Raw genomic sequence first — 15,580 nt, forward strand, 5'->3', positions numbered from 1 at the left:
GACGCGCTTGCCGACACACCGTGCCGCCGACATCACGCAACTGCTTCCTCATCGCTGGACGCCGACCACGGCTTGATCGTTTCAGCGATTGCCCTTGTCAAGATGCCTTCCCCGGGTGCTTACGCTCAAATCGCCATAGGCGCGGTCAGCGGCTCGTGATGCCGATAACCGACCAGCGAAAAATCCGCAGGCTCAATCTTCTCCAGCCACTCGGGTTCATACACGCCGGTTTTCGCGTACTCCGGCACGCGATCCGAAATCGCCAGAGTCGGGCTTTCATAAGGCTCACGCGTGAGCTGGTGCTGCAACATATCGAGCTGGTTCTCGTAGATGTGCGCATCGCCGATGAAATACGTGAACCAGCGCGGCGTGTACCCCGTCAGGCGTCCGACCAGGTGCAGCAACGCCGCGCCTTCGGTCAGGTTGAACGGCGTGCCGAGCCCGACATCGTTGCTGCGAATGTACAGACACAGCGAGATTTCGCGGCGCGCGACGTTCGGCAGAAACTGATAAAGCAGGTGGCAAGCCGGCAGCGCGATCTGATCCAATACCGCCGGGTTCCAGGCATGAAACAGAATGCGCCGGTCGGCGGGGTTCTGCATGATCGTATCGAGACACTGGCGCAACTGGTCGATTGCCTTGTAGAGCAGCACTTTAGGGCTGCCGTCTTCTTCGAATCCGGTCACCACCTGGAAGCCGCGCGCGCTGGCGTCGGCAAGCTGCGCGCTCGCGCCGGCGTCGAGTACCTTGTACGCCGGCCACTGGCGCCACTGCACGCCGTATACGTCGCCGAGATCGTCCGGGCCCTGCCGGTACGGATTGGCAAGCCATTGCGGATTCTGGTTGGCGTTCGCATCCCACACCTTGCAGCCGAGGTCGCGGAAATCCGCCGCGCTGCGCGACGCGCGCAGAAACCCGACCAGTTCGCCCACTGCCGACTTGAACGCGAGCTTTTTCGTCGTGACAGCGGGAAACCCCTGCTGGAGATCGAAGCGCAACATCGCGCCCGGCATGCTGATGGTGCGGATGCCGGTGCGATTCTCCTGCCACGTGCCGGTGTCGAGAATCGTGCGAACGAGGTCCAGGTATTGTTTCATGCGGGTTCCTTCGACGCGGCGCCCGCGCAATGTCAATGCGCGTGCCACGGGGATTGAGCGGAAAACCCGATTTTAACAAGCGCGGCAGCTCGACGCCTTGTCGCGGCAAGCAGTGGAGAAAATTTCGCCGGAGAAGTTGCCTTGAGAGAAAGGTGTGACGATGGACAGACGGGGACGGACGGGCCAGGACGGCTCTTGTTGCAAGAGTCCGCGTGAAGCGCGGAAGTTAGCGCGGCCCACCAGGCCAGTCAAACGCCATGGCGAGGCCCGTGTCCGCCCGCGGGTAAGGACCAACGCGCCTGATGAGCCCTAAAAAGGCCCCAAGCGCCGCCCCACCCCGCCTCAGCAAATGCCCGCAACCCGCCTAAAGATGCGGCACCGAAGCCGGCAAATCACCATGCGGCGTGGACAGCGGCTCGCCTTCCATATGCCGCATTCCATGCGAGCACAGCAGCCGATACAGCGTCACGCGCGAGATGCCCAGTTCCTGCGCGGCGTCGCCAAGCCGCCCGCGATGACGCAACAGCGCGAGTTCGATCGCCTGACGCTCGGCCGCCTCACGCGCCTGCGCAAGCGACACCGGCACGATCTCGACATATTCCGCCAGCTCCAGATCGCGTGCCGTGATCGCACGTCCCTCGGACATCACGATTGCGCGCCGCACCCGGTTGATCAACTCGCGCACATTGCCCGGCCAGCCATAGTTATGCAACGCCGCGATTGCATCGGGCGCGAAGCCGCGCAAGCGGCGGCTCGCATCCTTCTTGAAACGCTCCAGCATGTGGCGCGCAAGCAGCTCGATGTCCTTGCCGCGCGCGCGCAGCGGCGGCTCGTCGATCTGCAGCACGCACAGCCGGTGATAGAGGTCGGAACGAAAACGCCCTTCGATCATCGCCGCGGTCATGTCGACGTGCGTCGCCGAAATGATCCGCACGTCCACGTCGATCGCGCCGTGGCCGCCCAGCCGCTCGACCTTGCGCTCCTGCAGGAAGCGCAACAGGCTCGCCTGGCTCTCGAGCGGCAGATCGCCGATTTCGTCGAGAAACAACGTGCCGCCGTTGGCGGCTTCCACCCGGCCGATCTTGCGCTGATTGGCACCGGTGAACGCGCCGCGCTCATACCCGAACAGTTCCGATTGCAACAGATGCGGCGGAATCGCGCCGCAGTTGATCGGCACGAAAGGCGCATGGCGCCGCGCCGAGCGTTCGTGAATCGCGACAGCCGTCAGTTCCTTGCCGGTGCCCGATTCGCCCGAGATGAACACCGGCGCGTCGGTCATCGCCACTTTGCGGATCGAGCGGAATAGCGCGAGCATCGCGTCGCACGAGCCGACCATTTCGCCCTCGGCGCCTTGCGAGCCATCGTTCGAAGCCGGCTCGCCCAGCGAGATCATGCCGTACGCGTGCCCGACGGAATCGACGATGCGGTCACCCGAATACGGCACCGTCACGTAGTCGAAACAATAGTCGCGCACGAGCCGGCGCAAAGCGGCGTCACGAAGCTGGCCAGGCGTGGTGGCTGCCACCCAGCCGACGTTCGGCATGGTCAGGCAGGACTCGAAAGCGGCGATTTCGTGCGGCTGGAAATCGCTGGAGAGATCGAGCAGGCCGCCCGCCGCCGTTCCGGCGCGAACCGCCCGGCGCGCGTCGCGTGCCGAACCCACGACTTCGACATGCCAGCCGCGCTGATGAAACCTGGTATTCAACTCCGCGCTCGGATCGCGTGAAACGTAAATCAGTTGCCGCGTTGCGGGTTCCATTATTCAGATCCTCTCGTCAACGAACGTTAAGGATGACGCACGCACCTGAACTGCAATTCAGACACGCTGACTCATTCGGGATTCGCGAATAGCAAAACCCGAACGGCCATTCCATTCCGTGCGGACAGCTGATCCCCAAGAAAGCGGCGTGTGTGTTTGAGACGGCCTGATAGCGGCCTTTTTTAAATGTGAAGCTGTTTTCGAGAGCTTACTATACGTCAGCCGCTTCGAAAACATTTATACGAATTTAATCACGGAGTCCTTTACCACCAAGGCTCGGCGGTGGATAAGCATTTATTCAGCCGACGAATAAAACATTAGTGGAAGCGCTTTTCCTGGCGTCACCCGAAGGTAGTTTGTACGCGCCCGATTAACGAATTACAGGTATTTTGTGCCTACCGTTTCAGCGCTGAAACGTTTTTCTCCGATTTGTCGAATAACGCTCCCTGGTATGTAGATCGCATCCATACGCATCAACGGATTGCGAGCGATGGCACACGTTTCGCTAAATGCCATGCACCAAGGAGACCCATCATGCGACTCGCTCCCCGCATCGACCAAATCGGCGTCGCTGCCTGCGCGGCCCTGTGCGCGGCGATCGCCCTGATCGTGCTGCCCGCCGAGGTCCATGCCCAGTCCCTACAGACTCGATCCGCCACGCTGGCGGATCTCGCCGGGACCAGCCCCGAAGGCGACAGCGTCGCCGCAGCCTCGTCGGATGCGACGCCCGGCGCGGCTAAAGAATTCGGCCAGCTCGCGAGCGATGCGCCGGGCGCGCCCGCCGATGCTGCATCCGTGAACGATATTTCTCTCGACGACCAGGTGCTGGCGCGCCAACGCGGCGGCGCGGTCGGCATGTTGATGGTCGCCGCGACACCGCAGCTAATGCGCGGCAGCAGCGGCGGGCACGTGACGCTGTGGGACGAGATCGCTCCGCCCCCGCCGTTGCCAATCCCGGTCGACGCCGCGCGCGCCGCCCAAGGCAACGTCGCCACGTACCAGAGAAAGTAGAGCGAACAAATTTGCGATGCAACAGCGGCAGCGCAGAAACGAAAACACCGCGCGCCGGGAACACAAAAAGAAAGGACCGAACCATGACTACCTCCATAGGGACGCCGCGCGCGCACAGCTCGCCGGCGGCGTCACCACCCGTCGCCCTCACGGGACTCCCGGCGGCCCTCGCAAGCGTTCTCGTCCTGTTCACCACATGCTTTGCCGACAGCGCGGCCGCACAGCAGGTCGTCAATCCGGGCGACATCGTCGTCGAGCGCACGGTCACGCCGCGCGACGCCTTCGTCCCCGTGCCGCGCGACCAGGACCCGGTCGCGGTGCGCGCCACCACTTTCCCCGCCAACTCGTTCAATCCGGCCATCGCGCAACTCGTGGGCGACTCCGATCTGACGAACGCGCACGGATCGAGCGGTGTGGCCGCGGGCGGCGTGCCCGGCGGCACCGGCATGCAGGCGGTCGCGCAGATCCTGAGCGGCAAGGCGACCGGCAACAACATCGCGCTCAATGCCGGCGGCATCGGCGGGCCGACGGCGGGCATCGGCGGCGCCATCAGCTCGTCGGTGACGGGCGCACTCGCGCCGCTGTCGAATGTACTGGGCGGCGCGCTCGGAGGTCTGAAATGAGCCCGCTCCGAGTCACTTCGATGCACGCGGCGCTGTGCGTGTGCCTAAGCGGCGCGGCGCTCCTGGCGAGCCACGCGCAAGCGCAAGCGGTGCCGGCCATCAGCGCCGGCTCGACCATCGCCAGCGGCGCGGGCGCCGGCGTAACCGGCGCGTTCACGGTCAACCAGACAGCCGGTCTCGACAACGCGCAGGCCAATCAGATCACGATCACGAACGGCGGCGCGGTGGGCAATGAGAACGCCAGTGTGCAAAGCGCGTCGGTGGCCGCGCGGGTCACGGCGGCGCGGGCGTCGATCGAAGCCAATGCTTTTTCGAATACTTCCGGCGCGGTGCTGGTGAACCAGTCCGCCGGAGCAGGGAATCTGCAGCGCAATAGCACCCAGTTGGGAACTGCGGCGCTCGGAGTCGAGACCGTCTCGGATGGGGAGCTATCCGCGACGGCCCCGAAAAACGGCGGTCTGGGTCAATCCATCGGGGTTCATGGCGTACGCGAGGCAAGCATATCGAGCGATGCCTTCAAGAACGTCAGCGGGATCGTGCAGATCAACCAGACAGCCGGCGCCGGTAATGCCACGGCAAACAGTTTTGTGCTCCGTCCCCCGGCGGGCACTTTTTTTAACTGACCACATTTAAAGTATCGGAGCGAATCATGAAGCGCACTCTTATTGCCGCAGCCGTTCTCGCCGCCGCATCCGGCAGCGTGCTAGCCGCACCGCCAAAGGCCTATCTGTTCAACACCACGCTGATCGGCGACGCAATCGGCGTCGAAGGCATGGTCGGACTGTATGGTTGCGTGCACGTGTCCAGCACGGCCGGCGCAGTGGTCAACAACAACCAGTCGGTCAACGTGAACGCATCGCTCGTCGCGCCAGCGCAGAACTACATGAGCGGCAGCGTGGCGACCACCTACAACAACCGCGCGATCTCGGTCAAAGGCAGCGGCGCGGCTTTCGCCGTGCTGACGCAAAGCCATTCGTCGATGACCTCGAGCTCGCAAGGCTTCCAGGCATCGGGCGGCTATGCGTATGGCAATCAGAGCTCGTCGGTGGCGGGTGGCGGCTATGAAACCAGCCAGCAGGCCGCCGGCATCGCAGGCAGCGTCAGCCACACCAGCTCCAACTCCGGCGGCCATATCTCGGCCGGCGGCTCGATCGGCGGCGGCTACAACTATCAGGTCCACAACACGCCGTCGCACGGCAGCGGTTCGTTCAGCGCCGGTGGCGGCCTGCGTGCCGGCTACAACCAGTCCAGCTACGCCAACACGTCGAGCCTCGCCGGCGGCTTCGAAGCCACGGAAGCGTCCGGCCAGGGCCGCGTGTGGGGCTTCCGCGCGAACCAAGGCTCGGGCTTCGCGGCGGTCGGCGAACATTCGTCCGGCTACAGGGCGACCCGCTCGTCGTCCACCGACGTCTACGGCGCAGCCTTCGGTATCGACGCCAGTCTGGCCACGACCGACGTAAGGACCACCGGGACGGTCACCCAGTACTACAACAACCAGGCGGCCGGCACGCTGAACGCCACCACTGGCAACAACGCGGCCAACGGTGTGTCGGGCAACCTCGGCATCAACATCGCGGAAGGCATCAGCAACGCGCAGAGCAACGACGTGTCGCTCGCGTCGGTGGACGTCGGCAATGTGTTCGGCAACGCGCAGGTGTTCAACACGCAAGCGTCGAGCGGCACCGCCCAGATCAACAACTTCAATCTGAACGCGTCGATCGGGGATGGCTCGCTGTCGGGGGTGACGGGCAATGTCGGGGTGAACGTCGCCTCGGGTATCGGCAACGTGCAGAACAACAGCCTCGCCGGCGCAGTGACGACGACCAAGCCGGGCAAAGCGTTGACCACCGCGATGGTCGCCACGGATGACAACTCGCAAACCGCCGCGATGACGGTGGTGGGTCAATTCCAGGGCACCGCGATGCTGGGCGCCAACTCGCTCGCCGGCGCGTCCGGCAACATCGGCGTGAACATCGCGGGCGGCGCGGGCAACCTGCAGCACAACGGCCTCGCTATCGCGGCGCTGAACAGCGGCAAATAAGCCGGCGGCACCGACCGAGGGCAGTCAGAAGAAGCAAGAAAGCAGTAAGGGAGGACGCGCCGGCAGCGATCGCAGCGGCCGGCGCGTACACCGCGGGAGACCAGCATGTACGGGTTCAAGGGGTTCCCGGCGCTACAGCTCGCCGTAGCGCTGGCAGGCTGCATGTTGTGCGTGGACCACAGTTACGCACAGTCGAGCATCGACACGTCCAGATTGGCGGGCGTGCCGTTGACGAAGACGGTTCGTTCGATGAAGGACATCCGTTACAGCCACATCGTCAATCAGCAGTTCGACTTCAGCTGCGGCGCGGCGGCGCTCGCCACCCTCCTCAAATTCGGCTACGGCATCGACATTCCGGAGACCGAACTGATCCGCCGGATGATGGTTTTCTCGACGCCCGACGTCGTTGTCCAGAACGGCTTCTCGATGCTCGACATGAAGAAGTTCGTCGAGACCATCGGTTTGCGCGGCCGCGGCTTTCGCGTGAACACCGACGCTCTCCACCATTTGCAGATTCCCGTGATGGTTCTGATGAACATCGACGGGTACGAGCATTTCGTGATCGTCAAGCATGCGCAGGACGGCCGCGTGTTCATCGCGGACCCGGCGCTCGGCAATCGCATCGTGCTCGAAGAGGACTTTGCGAAGACCTGGAACGGTCTCGTGTTCGCGGTCCTCGGCAAACCATTCAGGGAGGACTCACCGCTGTTGCAGGACAACGAGTCGCTCGCGCTGAAGCTGCGCGCCAGCGCGCTGGCCAACGGCACGGCTGCGACTCCTTTTGTCGACTACGGCTTGAACAAGGCAGACATGTTCTGACCCAACCATGAAGCAATACCTCACCCAGCTCGGCCTTGCCCTCTGCGCCATCACGTGCGGCGCAACCGGCAGCGCCCATGCGTCACAAGGCGCCGGCTCGCCACCGGTGCCCGAGTTTCCCGCTTCACACGACGCCGACTCCGCGGCCCTCAAGGTGCAGATAGTCGGCGATGATGTCCTTGCCAATCAGACCGGCAAATATGCCGGCGCTTCGATGATTTCCGGCTTCGTTCTGAATGTTCTGTCGCAATGGCAATTGCCCAACGGCGTGACCGCCCTCGCCCAGGGCACGCTCGCCGCGGTGCAGAACACGGCCGGTCAGATCTCCACCTCCGTCAGCACGCTTGCGAGCGTGACGGGCGGCGGCCCCGGCGGCAACGCAGCCAACTCCGGGGCCAATCCCAATGCTCGGGTCAACGGCGGACAAAGCATTGCGGTCAACGGGGTTTCACAGGTCACCCAGGTGGGCGGTGATCGCAACAGCGGCGCGAACTCCGCGCTGATCGACTTCAACAATAGCGCCGTGACGCTGGCGGGCGCCGCCAACGCACCGTCAGCAGCGGCCAGCAACTCGACCGGCTCCGTCAAAGCCGGCATTACGTTCGGCAGCGACGGCGTGCGCGTCGCGCTGCAGACTCCGGCTGGGCTCGCCACCCAGACCATCGCGCCAGGCAACGGGCAGATCGCCCAGTTGCTGCAGATTGCAGGCAATAACCAGCAAGTCGCCAACGCATTGCAGTTGCATCTGCAGACCCAGCAGATGCCGACCTCGATGATCCGTCAGTTAGGCGTACTACAAGCTCTGCAAAACAGGAGATGAACAGGCGGGCCGCCACCCGCCATCGAGCAGCACAGCAGCACAGCAGCAAAGAAAGGCCACGCGCCGTCAGGGGATGGGCGATGCGCGGCCGGAAACACCGGGGGATCAAAAATGAAAAGTCTTTCATTGACCAAGGTGCCGCACATGGCACTGGCGGCCATTCCGGCCGCCGTCATGCTCTTGGCCCTTTCACAAGCAGCGAACGCGCAGGCGCTCGCCGGACAGTCCGTAGAAGAACGTTTGAACACGTTGATGCGGATCGTCGACGAACAGCAGCGGCAGATCCATTCACTCGAACGCCAGGTCACCAACCTGGAAATGGCGCAGCGCGGCCGCGGCGTGCCGGGCGCCGGCGCGCCGGCCGGCAACCAGAGCGTGGCCGATCAGCCCGGCGCCGACGGCTTGCCGGTGCCGCTGCCGCTGCCGCCGCTCGCGCAGCTCAACCCGAGCACGCCCGCGCCCGGCGGCAACACGGGCACGGCGACCGGCGTGCCCGTGTTGCCGCCGCCGCCCGAAGGCGGCAGCGCGGGCGGCCTGCCGGCCGCCACCGACGGCAGCGGCGCCATCGGCCAGACCCAGCGGGCCGCCGAACCGGTGCGCACGCAGGCCGAGCAGGCGGTCGTGCAACGCGAACACGCGCCGCTCTTCGATCACAAGCTGACGATGGACTTCGGCCTCAGCGACACATACTACGACCGGCGCCAGTTGCAGTTGTCCGGCTTCCTCGCGCTCGACGCGATTTTCCTCGGCAACATCAACCTGGGTGAGACCAAGTCGCACCAGTTGATGGCCGATCTCGACACGCGCTACGGCCTGACCGACCGCATCAGCGTCGACGTCGACGTGCCCTACGTGTACCGGCGCAGCAATTTCATCGTCGGCGGCGCGGGCGGCGCGGCGAGCACGATGTCGGACGCGACGGTGAGCAGCAGCGCGCTGGGCGACGTCAACTTCGGGATCTATTACCAGTTCCTCAAGGAGACCTACAGCCTGCCGGACATCGTCGGCAGCCTGCGCTTCAAGGCGCCGACCGGCACTTCGCCGTTCGGCGAGAAGGTGGTGCAGATCGAGCCCGACAACACCAATCTGGTCGCGCCGACCAAGCTGCCCACCGGCACCGGCTTCTGGAACGTGACGGCCGGCGTCTCGGTGTTGAAGACCTATGACCCGGTGGTGCTGTTCGGTAGTGTTTCGTACACCTACAACATCGCGCGCTCGTTCGCGGATATCTCGTCGGTGCAGGGGCAAACCCAGCCGGCGACGGTCAAACTCGGCGACATCGTGCAGTTCGGTGGCGGCGTGGCGCTGGCGTTCTCCGACAAGGATTCGGCCAGCGTGTCGTTCACGATGGCGCTCGAACCCGAATCGAAGACCCGTGCGCCGGGCGGCTCCTACGAGAAGGTGCCGGGCAGCGAAACCACGGCCGCAGCGATGAATTTTGGCTTGAACCACGTTGTGAACAAGAACCTGACCATCAACGGCGCGGTGTCCATCGGGCTCACGCCCGATGCGCCGAACTTCGTGGTCGGCGTGCGGTTTCCCTATACCTTCTGACGTGCCAACGATGCGAGGTCGACTGTGCGTGAATCACCTCATCTGACCAGTGTTGCTCCGGTGGCGGGAGCGGGATCGCATTTGTCGCTTGCGCGGCCGAAGGAGATAGCCGCGACGCAGCCCGTCGACGTGCCGGCGAGCCGAATGCCGGCCGCCTTGTCCGTGGCCGACGCCGGCGCGGCGGCCACGGCCGCACCGCGTTGCCAGCGCGAACGCCCGCTGCTTTACGTCGCGCGCACGCTGGACGAAACGCTCGTCGCGCATCTGAAGAGTCGCGGCTGGCAGGTCGCCACGGCGCGCTCAGCGCACGAACTCGGCCGGCTTGTGAAGCCCGACGCGGCCTGCGCCGGCATCGTCGATCTGGCGAGCTTCGCGCCGCGTGAGCTGGCCGGGCTCGAAGCGAGTTTGCGCCAGCAGCAGGTCGGCTGGATCGCGCTCGCCACCGGCGAGCGGCTCAACGATCCGCTCGCGCGGCGGCTCGTGCGCCATTACTGTTTCGACTTCGTGAAGATGCCGGTGGCGAACGCGACGGTCGATTACCTGGTCGGCCACGCGTTCGGCATGGTCACGCTGTGCGAGCCGGAACTCGCGCCGCCCGTCGGCGAGTCGGGCGACGACGAGATGGTCGGCACCTGCGAGGCGATGCAGCAGCTCTTTCGCACCATCCGCAAGGTGGCGAACACCGACGCGAGCGTGTTCATCGCCGGCGAGTCGGGCACCGGCAAGGAGCTGACCGCGCTCGCGATTCACGAACGCTCGCCGCGCCGCAAGGCGCCGTTCATGGCGATCAATTGCGGGGCGATCCCCCATCATCTGCTGCAGTCCGAACTATTCGGCTACGAGCGTGGTGCGTTCACGGGCGCCAATCAGCGCAAGATCGGCCGGGTCGAAGCCGCCGGCGGCGGCACGCTGCTGCTCGACGAAATCGGCGATCTGCCGCTCGAAAGCCAGGCGGGCCTGCTGCGCTTTCTGCAGGAAGGCAAGATCGAGCGGCTCGGCGGGCGCGAATCGATTCCGGTCGACGTGCGGATCATTTCCGCCACCCACGTCGACCTGGAAGAGGCGATGCGCGACGGGCGCTTTCGGGCCGACCTGTTTCACCGGCTGTGCGTGCTGCGCGTGGACGAGCCGCCGCTGCGCGCGCGCGGCAAGGACATCGAGATTCTCGCGAATCACATTCTGCACAAGTTCCAGGCCGACAGCGCGCGTAAGATCCGCGGCTTCACGCCGTCCGCGATCGAGGCGCTGTACAACTACAACTGGCCCGGCAATGTGCGCGAGCTGATCAATCGCGTGCGCCGCGCGATCGTGATGGCCGAGAACAAGCTGATTTCCGCCGACGACCTCGACCTCGCGCAATTCACCGAGCAGCAGACCATGACGCTGACGCAAGCCCGCGAAGCCGCCGAGAAGCGCGCGATCGAGGCGGCATTGCTGCGGCACCGGCATCGGCTGAACGAGGCGGCGGTGGATCTGAATATTTCGCGCGTCACGCTGTACCGTCTGATGGGTCTGCACGGCCTGCGCGAACTGAGCGGCGCCGACGCGAAAGCGCCATTCGCCGCCGACGATCCGCCGCACGAATGACGCTGCCGGCGCATGACCCGAGGGGCCGCGCGGCGGCCCGCGCCGGCGCGTCAGGTAGAATTGGTCCGGTTACGTTCCCCTTTCCATTCGATGACGACGCTCACCCTGATCGTCGCTCGCGCCAACAACGGCGTGATCGGCCGCGACAACCAGTTGCCCTGGCGACTGCCCGAAGACCTCGCGTTCTTCAAGCGCACCACGATGGGCGCGCCCATCATCATGGGCCGCAAGACGCATGAATCGATCGGCCGGCCGTTGCCGGGACGCCGCAACATCGTCGTGACGCGGGATGCGGCGCGCCGCTTTCAGGGCTGCGACTCTGCCACGACCCTCGAGGACGCGCTGCGGCTCGCCGGTCAGGACCAGGCGCCGGAAGCGTTTCTGATCGGCGGCGCGCAATTGTACGTGGAAGGGCTGCGCCTCGCGGACAAGCTGATCATCACCGAGATTTCCGCGGACTTCGACGGCGATGTCACGTTCCCCAAGCTCGATGACAACGAGTGGGAAGAAGTTGCGCACGAGACGCATCGTGCGCACGCGCCGAACGACTTCGACTACGCGTTCGTCACGTACAAGCGCAAGAGCGCCTGAAAGCGCGACACTTAACTCGTTACGCGTCGCGCGCAATAAAAAACGCCACGCAGATTTTGCGTGGCGTTTCCGCTTTCTGCGCCGCCGGGACGCAGCCCCAACCGCTTACTGCCCCGCGATCGTCATCCGTTCGATCAGCACCGAGCCGGTCTGTTTGGTGCCGCGCGTGATCGTATCCGCGCCGATCGCGACGATATGGCGGAACATCTCCTGCAGCGTGCTCGCCACCGTGATCTCCTCGACCGGATACTGGATCTTGCCGTTCTCGACCCAGAAACCCGACGCGCCGCGCGAATAGTCGCCCGTCACGTAGTTCACGCCCTGCCCCATCAGTTCGGTCAGCAAGAGGCCAGTGCCGAGCTTCTTCAGCATCGCTTCGAAGTCGTCTTCCGGGCGCGTGTTCGTGCTGCGCAACGACAGGTTGTGCGAGCCGCCCGCGTTGCCGGTGGTCTGCATGCCGAGCTTGCGCGCCGAATAGGTGGACAGGAAGTAGCCTTCCACCACGCCGTCCTTCACCACCGAGCGCTGCCGGGTGCGCACGCCTTCTTCGTCGAACGGCGCGCTGCCCATTGCGCGGACCACATGCGGATCTTCGACGATCTGCACGTGCGGCGCGAACACCGGCTTGCCGAGACTATCGACGAGGAACGAGGTCTTGCGATACAGCGCGCCGCCGCTCGTGGCCTGCACGAACGCGCCGAGCAGCCCGGCGGCGAGCGGCGCTTCGAACAGCACCGGCACCTTGCGCGTATCGAGACCGTGCGCGCCGATGCGCGCGAGCGCGCGTTGCGCCGCGTAGCGGCCCACCGCTTCCGGGTCGGCCAGTTCCGACGCGCTGCGGGTCGACGTGTACCAGTCGTCGCGCTGCATGTTGCGGCCGCTACCGGCGATCGGCGCGCACGCGATGTAGTGGCGCGAATACGGATAGCCCGCGAGGAAGCCGCGCGAGGTGGCCAGCACGAACTGCGAGTGCTGCGCCGACACGCTCGCGCCTTCCGAATTCTTGATCTGCGGATCGGTCGCGAACGCGGCATCTTCCGAGCGGCGGGCGATTTCGACCGCTTCGTCGGCGGACAGATTCCACGGGTGATAGAGATCGAGATCGCGCGGCGCGGTTTCCAGCAGCTCGGCTTCGGCAAGGCCGGCGCAGTCGTCTTCGGCGGTGAAGCGCGCGATGTTGTAGGCCGCCGCGACCGTGTCCTTCAGCGCCTGCGACGAAAAGTCCGAGGTGCTCGCATTGCCGCGCTTGTTGCCAATGAACACCGTCACGCCGACCATCTTGTCGCGATTGTGTTCGATCGTCTCGACTTCGCCGCGCCGCACGGAGACGGACAGGCCGTCGCCCTCGGAGATTTCGGTTGCCGCGTCGGTGCCGCCGAGCGACTTCGCGTGACGAAGGATGTCCGAGGCGATTTCCTTCAGTTCATCCTGGGTATGCGGAAAAAAGCGCTGCTTGACGTCCATGTCTGCTGCCATTGTCGTTGCCGTCCTGTTCGGGGCCGAGCGGCCCTGGGTGTTCGCACATGCCGCGCTCATGCCCGCGCACGTGCGTGATGGTTTACGCATCCCGCGATCATAGCAAGGTACGCGCCGCTGTACCTGGCAATCGCTGAGGCTCGCGTGCGTCGCCGCGGGTTGCCGGCTGGCTGTCCGGGGGTTGCCCCGCGTGAAGCGCTTCCCCACGCCCAAGCCCTCGTGCGCGCCGCCAGCGCGGGTGTGGCGGGCGCGGCACGCTACAATACCGGCATGACACGCAAAACCCGCATTCAACCCATCGAATCCGCCGCGCCGGAAGTCGACGAAAACGGCTACGACCGCCCCAGCAAGTCCCAGCTCAAGCGCGAAATGCACGAGCTGCAGGAGCTGGGCGCGGCGCTGATCGCGCTGCCCAAAGACGCGCTCAAGCGCATGCCGATGCCCGAAAAGCTCGACGACGCCGTGCGCGAAGCGCGCCGCATCACCGACCACGAAGGCAAGCGCCGCCAGGTGCAATACGTAGGCCGCGTGATGCGCTCGCTGCTCGACGAGGAAACCGCCGCGCTGCGCACCGCGCTCGACACCTACAACGGCGTCAACAAGGCGGAAACGGCCAAGCTCCACTGGATCGAGCGCACCCGCGAGAAACTGCTCGCCGACGACGCCGCACTGACCGAGTTCATCCGCCAGCACCCGAATGCCGACCCCCAGGAGGGCCGCACGCTGATCCGCAACGCCCGCAAGGAAGCGCAGCAGAGCAAGCCGCCGCGCTATTTCCGCGAACTGTTCCAGTGGATCAAGAACGCGGACGGCCCGTCCGCGCAGAGCGATTCCGACGCCGACGACGCCCCGGAAGACGACGATGACGAGCGCGACGAGTAAGCCCATTCGCCGGCACCCGGACGAGATCGTGATCGGCCTCGTGTCGATCAGCGACCGCGCGTCGAGCGGCGTGTACGAGGACAAGGGCATTCCGGCCTTGCAGGAGTGGCTGGGCGCGGCATTGATCTCGCCGTTTCAGGTGCTCACCCGGCTGATTCAGGACGACGTGCCGACCATTTCCGCGACGCTCATCGAACTGGTCGACGAAGCCGGCTGCGATCTGGTGCTGACCACCGGCGGCACCGGCCCGTCGCGCCGCGACGTGACGCCTGAGGCGACGCTTGCGGTCGCGACGAAGGAGATGCCCGGTTTCGGCGAGCAGATGCGGCAGATCAGCCTGAATTTCGTGCCGACCGCGATCCTGTCGCGCCAGGTGGCGGTGATCCGCGAAACGGCGGATCACGCGGCGCTGATCATCAATTTGCCGGGTCAGCCGAAGTCGATCAGGGAAACGCTGGAGGGCTTGCGCGATACGGAGGCAGGCGGCACGGCCGGCGCGGTGAAGGTGCCGGGCATTTTCGCGGCGGTGCCTTACTGCATCGACCTGATCGGCGGCCCGTATGTGGAAACGAATGCCGACGTGGTGAAGGCGTTCCGGCCGAAGAACGCGGTGCGCGCTCCCCGGCCGGCCTAGCGCTTATTCGGCGCTGGCGGGCGCGTCCGGCGCCGACGGAATCAGGAAGTGCTCGCGGTAGTACTTCAGTTCGTCGATCGATTCGTGGATGTCGGCCAGCGCGGTGTGCATCGCGCGCTTCTGGAAACCCTTGTAGATGGCCGGCTGCCAGCGGCGGCACAGTTCCTTGAGCGTGCTGACGTCGAGGTTGCGGTAGTGGAAGAAGCCCTCCAGATCCGGCATCCAGCGCGCCATGAAGCGGCGGTCCTGACAGATCGAGTTGCCGCACATCGGCGACTTGCCGGGCGGCACGTACTGTGCGAGGAAATCGCGGATCAGCTCGGTGGCATCGGCCTCGCTGACCGTGGATACCTTCACGCGGTCGATCAGCCCCGAACGGCCATGCGTGTTCTGATTCCACTGATCCATCTTGGCGAGCGTTTCGTCGCTCTGGTGAATCGCCAGCACCGGACCTTCGACCATCCTGTCGAGCGTCGAATTCGTCACCACCACCGCGATTTCGATGATGCGGTCGGAGTCGGGCTCGAGCCCGGTCATTTCCATGTCCAGCCAGACGAGATTCATGTCGCTGCGCACGAGCGGCGGCTGTTCGGTGGATGCGAGGATGTCAGTCATGAAGGCAACCCTGATGGCCCGGCCGGCGGCTTCTGTGCAAGCGCGCTTGCCACGGCGATTGTTCGTTTGAG

Annotated in this window: 15 protein-coding genes; 11 read left to right on the forward strand and 4 right to left on the reverse strand. The window is 65.1% G+C overall.

Going from position 1 to position 15,580, the window contains the following annotated elements; genetic code table 11:
• Window positions 1-125: 125 nt before the first annotated feature.
• Both FVF58_RS30975 and FVF58_RS30980 read right to left on the reverse strand, forming a co-directional pair.
• Complete coding sequence (locus tag FVF58_RS30975; protein WP_149673584.1) at window positions 126-1,097, reverse strand: thymidylate synthase; 972 nt, start codon at window positions 1,095-1,097, stop codon at window positions 126-128.
• 364 nt (window positions 1,098-1,461) lie between these two features.
• Window positions 1,462-2,856 carry a sigma-54 dependent transcriptional regulator gene (locus FVF58_RS30980; protein WP_149673585.1) on the reverse strand — a complete coding sequence of 465 codons (1,395 nt, stop codon included), beginning with the start codon at window positions 2,854-2,856 and terminating at the stop codon, window positions 1,462-1,464.
• A gap of 534 nt (window positions 2,857-3,390) precedes the next feature.
• Here FVF58_RS30980 and FVF58_RS30985 point away from each other — a divergent pair.
• The 9 genes from FVF58_RS30985 (at window position 3,391) to FVF58_RS31025 (ending at window position 11,902) form a co-directional block, all read left to right on the forward strand.
• Window positions 3,391-3,867, forward strand: a complete 477-nt coding sequence (locus FVF58_RS30985) for a hypothetical protein (RefSeq protein WP_149673586.1) — start codon at window positions 3,391-3,393, stop codon at window positions 3,865-3,867.
• A gap of 83 nt (window positions 3,868-3,950) precedes the next feature.
• Complete coding sequence (locus tag FVF58_RS30990; RefSeq protein WP_149673587.1) at window positions 3,951-4,490, forward strand: hypothetical protein; 540 nt, start codon at window positions 3,951-3,953, stop codon at window positions 4,488-4,490.
• Window positions 4,487-5,113 carry a hypothetical protein gene (locus FVF58_RS30995; RefSeq protein WP_188130971.1) on the forward strand — a complete coding sequence of 209 codons (627 nt, stop codon included), beginning with the start codon at window positions 4,487-4,489 and terminating at the stop codon, window positions 5,111-5,113. The genes FVF58_RS30990 and FVF58_RS30995 overlap by 4 nt, the downstream gene beginning before the upstream one ends.
• 26 nt (window positions 5,114-5,139) lie before the next feature.
• Window positions 5,140-6,531 carry a hypothetical protein gene (locus FVF58_RS31000; protein WP_149673588.1) on the forward strand — a complete coding sequence of 464 codons (1,392 nt, stop codon included), beginning with the start codon at window positions 5,140-5,142 and terminating at the stop codon, window positions 6,529-6,531.
• 105 nt (window positions 6,532-6,636) lie between these two features.
• Window positions 6,637-7,350, forward strand: a complete 714-nt coding sequence (locus FVF58_RS31005; protein WP_149673589.1) for a C39 family peptidase — start codon at window positions 6,637-6,639, stop codon at window positions 7,348-7,350.
• A 7-nt stretch (window positions 7,351-7,357) separates the two neighbouring features.
• A complete protein-coding gene (locus FVF58_RS31010) occupies window positions 7,358-8,170 on the forward strand; it encodes a peptidase C39 (RefSeq protein ID WP_149673590.1) in 813 nt (270 codons plus the stop codon).
• Between the two features lie 111 nt (window positions 8,171-8,281).
• On the forward strand, window positions 8,282-9,724 hold the full coding sequence (locus tag FVF58_RS31015; RefSeq protein ID WP_246217247.1) for a hypothetical protein: 1,443 nt from the start codon (window positions 8,282-8,284) through the stop codon (window positions 9,722-9,724).
• Window positions 9,725-9,748: 24 nt separating this feature from the next.
• A complete protein-coding gene (locus FVF58_RS31020) occupies window positions 9,749-11,311 on the forward strand; it encodes a sigma-54-dependent transcriptional regulator (protein WP_149673591.1) in 1,563 nt (520 codons plus the stop codon).
• Between the two features lie 90 nt (window positions 11,312-11,401).
• Window positions 11,402-11,902, forward strand: coding sequence for a dihydrofolate reductase (locus FVF58_RS31025; protein ID WP_149673592.1), 501 nt, complete (start codon window positions 11,402-11,404; stop codon window positions 11,900-11,902).
• A 105-nt stretch (window positions 11,903-12,007) separates the two neighbouring features.
• Here FVF58_RS31025 and pmbA read toward each other — a convergent pair whose 3' ends face one another.
• Window positions 12,008-13,378, reverse strand: coding sequence for a metalloprotease PmbA (pmbA, locus tag FVF58_RS31030; RefSeq protein WP_149673593.1), 1,371 nt, complete (start codon window positions 13,376-13,378; stop codon window positions 12,008-12,010).
• A gap of 270 nt (window positions 13,379-13,648) precedes the next feature.
• On the opposite strand from pmbA, the gene yjgA reads away from it, so the two are divergent.
• Together yjgA and mog are read left to right on the forward strand one after the other, a co-directional pair.
• Window positions 13,649-14,260, forward strand: coding sequence for a ribosome biogenesis factor YjgA (gene yjgA, locus FVF58_RS31035; RefSeq protein WP_149673693.1), 612 nt, complete (start codon window positions 13,649-13,651; stop codon window positions 14,258-14,260).
• Window positions 14,241-14,894: a molybdopterin adenylyltransferase gene (mog, locus tag FVF58_RS31040; RefSeq protein WP_149673594.1), complete on the forward strand. Its 654-nt coding sequence runs from the start codon at window positions 14,241-14,243 to the stop codon at window positions 14,892-14,894. The genes yjgA and mog overlap by 20 nt, the downstream gene beginning before the upstream one ends.
• Window positions 14,895-14,897: 3 nt before the next feature.
• Here the strand turns inward: mog and orn are convergent, their stop codons facing one another.
• Entirely contained in the window at window positions 14,898-15,509 is a 612-nt protein-coding gene (gene orn, locus FVF58_RS31045; protein ID WP_149673595.1) for an oligoribonuclease, read from the reverse strand.
• Window positions 15,510-15,580: the final 71 nt, after the last annotated feature.

This window comes from Paraburkholderia panacisoli (assembly GCF_008369935.1).
Classification (GTDB): Bacteria; Pseudomonadota; Gammaproteobacteria; order Burkholderiales; family Burkholderiaceae; genus Paraburkholderia; species Paraburkholderia panacisoli.